This is a genomic window from Paenibacillus sp. 453mf (assembly GCF_900116105.1).
In the GTDB taxonomy this organism is placed as follows: Bacteria; Bacillota; Bacilli; order Paenibacillales; family Paenibacillaceae; genus Paenibacillus; species Paenibacillus provencensis.
In genome coordinates this window covers 2,166,972-2,173,124 of sequence record NZ_FPAC01000001.1, presented here as the reverse complement: position 1 = coordinate 2,173,124, position 6,153 = coordinate 2,166,972, and the positions used below count along the sequence as shown (strand labels likewise).

The following is a 6,153-nucleotide window of genomic DNA, read 5'->3' as shown; positions in this document are numbered from 1 at the left end:
GAGCCAACGCCAGAACCTGAGCCAACGCCAGAACCTGAGCCAACGCCGGATCCAGAGCCAACGCCAGAACCTGGCTCCATTCGGGGGACGTACATCTGGCAAGCAGAGCAAGTGATTCATGACAGTGAGCGCGTTCTACAATTTGTAGATGAGAAGAATGTGAATTATTTGTATGTAAGACTTGATTTGGAGCAGCCGTTTGAGCTGTATCGGAATTTCGTAAGTCAGGCAGCAGCCATGGGTATCGAGGTCCATGCAATGGGTGGTCACCCAATATGGGGCCTTGAAGAAAACCGACCACGTATTACCCGGTTAATCAATTATGTAAAGGAATATAATCAACATGCTTCGGAGCTGGAGAAATTCCATGGAATCCATGTTGATGTAGAGCCGTATACCAATGAAGCATGGCATATTGACCGTGACCGTGTACTTACAGAATGGGCTGCCAATATGGAGTATTTCGCACGCGAGACCAAAAAGAATTCTGATCTGGAGACGAGTGCCGATCTCGCTGTATGGCTTGACGCATATGAGCTTCCAGGGAAGAATATGACGGTAAGTGAATGGATGATTCGAACACTTGATCATGTTTCACTAATGGCCTTCCGTGACACAGCAGAGGGATCAAACGGAATTGCAGCAGTTGTGGCACAAGAAATGGAGATCGCAGACCGTTTAGGTAAGCCGCTTCTCGTCTCTGTTGAGATGAAACAAAGCCATGAAGGCGATCATATCACCTTCTACGAAGAAGGAGAAGCTTACATGGAAGAAGAGCTAGCTAAATTACCGGATTTGCTTGCTAACTATGCTGCTTACCAAGGTTATGTTGTCCATTCCTATGATTACTGGATTACTGCTAATCCGTAATGCAAGAGTTGAACAGCATGACAGTAATTAGAGAGTTGCCCAAACCAGGGCGGCTCTTTTTTTATCCATAGATGATTATACATAATTAGGATTCATAAAAAGAGACAATTCTGTTACACCATTTACTAGAAATTTTATGTGGAGGATGAGATTTGCTGGACGAATATTCGCACTTCTTTTGGAAGCATGCTGATATGGGAAAGAGGTTCTACATATCCTGTATATCGCTGATTGATGCGAATACAGGATATTTTTGTATTTTTTTTTGTAGAGAAGTGTCACGAACTGGGTGAATGCACAATAGGATATATGGTATTAGGCATGAGGCTAACGACATATAAGGGAGGAGGGAACGTATTTGGCGGTTATTAAAGCAAATTCTGAGGATGTAAAAGTGCTTGCAAGACTTATGAGAGCCGAAGCAGAGGAAGATGGAGAGACCGGGATGCTTCTGGTAGGTAACGTGGGTGTCAACCGGATCCTCGGCGGATGTCTTGATTTTCGTAACATTCGCTCCGTCAACGATATGGTATTTCAATCACCAGGCGGCTTTGAGGCAGTTCAAAAAGGATACTTTTATCAAGCGGCAAGAGAGTCCGAACTTCGCTTGGCCAGACGTGTAATTAACGGCGAAAAAATATGGCCTGCAAGCAATGCCCTCTGGTTCTTCAGACCAGCTGGTGCATGTCCGGCAACTTGGTATAATCAACAGAATACCGGAAGATACCGTGCACACTGTTTCTTCAGCCCATCTGGGGCAGATTGTCCAGCGGTTTTTTAGCTCTAAGCTGTACACCTTATTATTAGGGAGGTATTTAAATGTTTAACCAACCATATCAGCCTGTATCGTATAGGATCGGAAATTCAGGGCCTGCAAATGCACCGAGAAATATGCAAGGGATGCAGGGGGGAATGACTGTTGTTCCGCCGGAAGTTTCCAGCGGAAGTGTAATGACTCCGAATGGTACGGTCATTCAACAAAATATTCCGTTTACAGAACAATCTTTTGTTGAAAATATACTTAGATTGAATCTTGGGAAATTTGGTACTTTCTATGCGACATATGAAGGTAACAGAGAGTGGAACGCTAAAATATTCCAAGGCATTCTTGAAGCGGCAGGCCGCGACCACATTATTATCAGTGATCCTAATACTGGTCAACGGATCATCATTCTGATGGTTAATTTTGATTATGCCACATTCGATGAGCCGCTGAATTATGAATATCCGTATGCACCAACAGCGCCTCGTGGAGGAAGACGGTAATAAGGGTTACTCAAAATAAGAAATAAGGAATAGTCTTTGATTATCCAGGGAGTTAAGAAGTCTGGATATCAAAGACTATTTTTTTGCCATTAAATCATTCTGAGCAGCATATATATCAGCAATTGGCATGTTTTTGCCCGTTATTGGACTTTGGATAAAAGAGAGGAAACTGGGGCTTGATTCTATGGTGCAAATACAAAGAGCAATCAATTAGAGGTTGCCTATAAATATGAGCCGGATAATCTCCACAACAAGAATAGTTGGAGGGAGCAGATATCTAATAAGACGATGGACTCCAATTCGTATCTTATTCGAATCACAATAAATATAAATCACGTTCTTTAACCCTACAGAAGTCCTCTATAGCAGGATTATTCATGTAGGATTTTTTTGGTGTTTTATTTTCCTTGAAACTATGTAACCTTATGGCGATATACTCCGTACTATTTGTTAGATTTATCTACAATTACATATTGAGGAAAGGTGATGTCAATGTTTAAAGCTAAGAAGAATCAAAGAATCAGAATGCTGTTCCCTCTAATGCTGGTTTTCTCCCTATTTGCGGCCAGCATCGCAGGTGCTGAAGAACTGCTTGAACCAGGAGCATTAACATCGAAGCCGCCTGAAGAAACAAGCTTAATTGCTCCACTTGCAACGTATAATTATATTACGAGTTACTATTCAAGTGCTTCACAGAGCGGTAACGGGATCTTGGTCTCGGGAAATACACGTGCAAATCTTGCTGCTGACTTTATTAGTGTGGATGTTACACTTCAGAAGTGGACTGGTTCAATCTGGATGGATGTTAGGATTATTACGAATTCAGCATATAACTCGAGCGGTGTTGATAAAAGCTTAACCGTTAGTAATCTTCAAAAAGGTTATTATTACAGAACAACTTCAACGCATACCGTAAGAATGGACGGGACGGTCGAAAAGGCAATTTTCAATTCATCATCCCAATTATTTGATTAGGCTGAGAATTAGAGGTTTTCAACTGAGTGCGTCATTGTTGAATTTCATTTAACAACTGATTTATAACTATGTTTAAGCGTGAAAAAGGTGTCTATACAGAAATGTAAGACACCTTTTTCGTATTACTGTTTCATTTGAAAGTGGTTCGTTTGTTGAATAGAATCAGCAATAAATATTAAGTTATCCTTAGAAATGGAGCCAGAGATAGTCACGAGTATTAGATTTTTTCTAAAAATGAGTTGATCGAATTTTCCATTCTCGTAATATACGGCATAAGATCCATCTTTGAGCTGTATTTCCTCAGGAACTCCACTGAATGCAGGGGATTGTTCAGTAAAACCCGGCTTCTCTGAGAACATCTTATTAAAATTGACGGTGACTTTTCGTTCATTGCTCTCGTAGAACTCGATCTTAATTTCATCGGATTTGTAAGAATTTTCGGGATATACTGGATTCTCTTCATCTAGAAGCAGATAATGCTTGATGTTAGTCGGAGTAAAAGGAACCTCGAACTTATTTACGACAAATGTGGTATTGTTCAATGCTTTTTCCTCCGGTACCTCCACAAAAAACAAAGTGTGGTCTGAAGAAATCAAAAATTTATCTAATTTTGAAGACTCCTCATTTTCCTTGTAGTCTGGATTGCTCAAAATATCTGGAGGTGGAGGAGTTAGTGCACCAGAGTAATCCTGTTCAGGTCCCTCAAAAACAAGAATAAAATCATCGCCGATCTGCTGCAGCTTTTGAATAATCGTGCCAGCATAGGTTCCAATTGGAATACTGAATATGGTTGCGCCAATCGTAATGGAAGCAGCGATAACACCTACAAGCTGCCAACGTTTGATTCTTTCCTTGCGTCTCTTTATATTCTGAACCTCATGATTGACCTTGTCCCAAGATGCTGCCATCGCTTCCTTGTTCACCGATGTGGAGGCAGCTGCAGCATTCTCGAAAGCGAGGTCAAAGGCCTCTTCAAACTCTCGTTCATAGGCTTCGTCAAATTGCTCATCGAGCCAATCATCTGACTTTTCTTTGTTCATGTGCTGCACCCCACTCTCTATGCAACAATTTTTTGATACGTTCTCTGGCGCGGAAGAGACGCTGCTTAATTATATCTTCACTCGTGTCCAGCAGTTCAGCCATCTCACGATAGCTGAGTCCTTCCTTCCACCGTAATTCGATCAGAGATCTGTATTCGGGCTTGAGCTGATCCATATAGCGCTCTATGGATTCCTGCATCAGCTTCGTTTCCACTACGGATTCTATAGAAGCTGACGTCTGCTGCACAGTTTCTACATCTAAGAAAACACTGTCAGTGTCCAGTTGGTTACGATATTTTTTATTTTTTCTTAAATAATTGATTGCCGTGTTTTTGGTAACGACTTTGAGCCATGCTTTCAGCTTGGCTTCATTTTCAAATTCGGGCTTCTTTTTAATAATTTTGATGAATGCTTCCTGAATAATGTCCTCAGCGGCGGAGTGATCCTTCAACATATATACGATAAATCCGTACATCATCTGATAGTATTCATAGTAGATCTCTCTCTGCAGGGATTCGCCTAGATCATTATAGTCCGCAGCCAACAGCAGTTGGATCCGGTCTGACATAAATATCCCCTCTCTATCATGAAGCTTCTCTATTTTTGGACAATCATTCCATTATTTTACTATAATTTGAAAGTTTACTCCATAATTTTGAACGTTTCTATTGACATTGGACCCATTCCATAAAAAATCTCATGATTCTGATAGTTAATCTAGTCATGTGGTTAAAGTATGCGAGAAAGGAGTGATTTTTAAATGAAAGCTTTAACATATCAAGGTAAACAGAAGGTAAAAGTGAAAGAGGTCGCTGATCCAGCCTTGCAGGACAATAATGATATCATTATACGTGTCACTTCCAGTGCGATATGCGGATCCGATCTGCATATTTATAATGGTCTGATTCCTGGTATGCATGAAGATTATGTGATCGGGCATGAGCCCATGGGGATCGTCGAAGAAGTTGCCAAAGGCGTAACCCATGTCAAAAAAGGTGACCGTGTCATCGTACCGTTTAACGTATCCTGTGGTGAATGCTTCTTCTGTAAGCATGAAATGGAAAGTCAATGTGACCATGCCAATGAAACCAAGGATAGTGGTGGTTACTTAGGGTATTCGGATACTTATGGAGGCTATCAGGGAGGTCAAGCGGAATACCTCAGAGTGCCATATGGTAATTTTATGCCCTTTGTTATTCCAGAAGACGCTGAATTGGAAGATGACAAATTGTTGTTCTTATCCGATATTCTCCCGACGGCCTATTGGGGCGTCAAGAATGCCGGAGTGAAGCCTGGCGATACGGTGATCGTGCTCGGCTGTGGTCCTGTGGGCCTCCTCACTCATAAATTTGCTTGGCAGGCGGGTGCCAAACGAGTCATTGCTGTCGATCATTTGAATTATCGTCTTGATCATGCCAAGCGGACGAATCAGGTTGAGACTTATAATTTTGAAGAAATTAAGGGCTTTGAAGGATATATGAAAGAAATTACGCATGGCGGGGCCGATGTCGTCATTGATTGTGTCGGTATGGATGCCAAGAGAACAGCTGTAGAAAAGGTGGAGACAGCACTGATGCTGCAAGGCGGGTCACTCGGTGCGTTCAGAACTGCATCCGAGGTTGTACGCAAGTTTGGTACGATTCAATTAATCGGTGTATATGGGGCCAATTACAATATGTTCCCACTCGGTCATTTGTTCGAACGAAATGTAGTGCTGAAGATGGGACAGGCACCGGTGATTCACCTGATTCCAGAGCTGTACGCACAGATTAAGTCAGGCAAAATTGACCCGACTGATATCATAACGCATCAGATGAGATTAGAAGAAGCGGAGCGGGCTTACGAGGTATTCAATAATAAGGAAGAAAACTGCATGAAGGTTATTCTCAAGCCTTGACCGAGCAGAAGCTTGATCGTACGACCCTGAACTGAACGGCAATTCCCAACATTGAACACAATCAAGAGCCCAGGTCTTAGGACCTGAGCTCTTTGATGTATTTAT

Annotated in this window: 6 protein-coding genes and 1 pseudogene; 5 read left to right on the top strand and 2 right to left on the bottom strand. The window is 41.9% G+C overall.

Going from position 1 to position 6,153, the window contains the following annotated elements; genetic code table 11:
- From BM415_RS25530 to BM415_RS10205, 4 genes and pseudogenes are all read left to right on the top strand, one after another.
- Positions 1 to 870 (top strand): annotated as a pseudogene (locus BM415_RS25530) (hypothetical protein); the annotation flags it as partial.
- Positions 871 to 1,228: 358 nt separating this feature from the next.
- On the top strand, positions 1,229 to 1,651 hold the full coding sequence (locus tag BM415_RS10215; protein ID WP_091157521.1) for a cell wall hydrolase: 423 nt from the start codon (positions 1,229 to 1,231) through the stop codon (positions 1,649 to 1,651).
- Positions 1,652 to 1,689: 38 nt separating this feature from the next.
- Positions 1,690 to 2,136, top strand: coding sequence for a spore coat protein GerQ (gerQ, locus tag BM415_RS10210; protein ID WP_091157519.1), 447 nt, complete (start codon positions 1,690 to 1,692; stop codon positions 2,134 to 2,136).
- Positions 2,137 to 2,622: 486 nt separating this feature from the next.
- Entirely contained in the window at positions 2,623 to 3,111 is a 489-nt protein-coding gene (locus BM415_RS10205; RefSeq protein WP_139236981.1) for a DUF6147 family protein, read from the top strand.
- A gap of 122 nt (positions 3,112 to 3,233) precedes the next feature.
- Here the strand turns inward: BM415_RS10205 and BM415_RS10200 are convergent, their stop codons facing one another.
- Both BM415_RS10200 and BM415_RS10195 read right to left on the bottom strand, forming a co-directional pair.
- Positions 3,234 to 4,151, bottom strand: coding sequence for a DUF4367 domain-containing protein (locus BM415_RS10200; RefSeq protein WP_091157514.1), 918 nt, complete (start codon positions 4,149 to 4,151; stop codon positions 3,234 to 3,236).
- Positions 4,129 to 4,719: an RNA polymerase sigma factor gene (locus BM415_RS10195; RefSeq protein WP_091157511.1), complete on the bottom strand. Its 591-nt coding sequence runs from the start codon at positions 4,717 to 4,719 to the stop codon at positions 4,129 to 4,131. The genes BM415_RS10200 and BM415_RS10195 overlap by 23 nt, the downstream gene beginning before the upstream one ends.
- A gap of 192 nt (positions 4,720 to 4,911) precedes the next feature.
- Here BM415_RS10195 and BM415_RS10190 point away from each other — a divergent pair, with 192 nt between their 5' ends.
- On the top strand, positions 4,912 to 6,048 hold the full coding sequence (locus BM415_RS10190) for a zinc-dependent alcohol dehydrogenase (protein WP_091157509.1): 1,137 nt from the start codon (positions 4,912 to 4,914) through the stop codon (positions 6,046 to 6,048).
- Positions 6,049 to 6,153 lie beyond the last annotated feature (105 nt).

Excerpts from the sequence above, each read along its gene's own strand:
- gerQ (WP_091157519.1), top strand. The coding sequence starts at position 1,690 with ATGTTTAACCAACCATATCAGCCTGTATCGTATAGGATCGGAAATTCA.
- BM415_RS10200 (WP_091157514.1), bottom strand. The coding sequence starts at position 4,151 with ATGAACAAAGAAAAGTCAGATGATTGGCTCGATGAGCAATTTGACGAA.
- BM415_RS10205 (WP_139236981.1), top strand. The coding sequence starts at position 2,623 with ATGTCAATGTTTAAAGCTAAGAAGAATCAAAGAATCAGAATGCTGTTC.
- BM415_RS10195 (WP_091157511.1), bottom strand. The coding sequence starts at position 4,719 with ATGTCAGACCGGATCCAACTGCTGTTGGCTGCGGACTATAATGATCTA.
- BM415_RS10190 (WP_091157509.1), top strand. The coding sequence starts at position 4,912 with ATGAAAGCTTTAACATATCAAGGTAAACAGAAGGTAAAAGTGAAAGAG.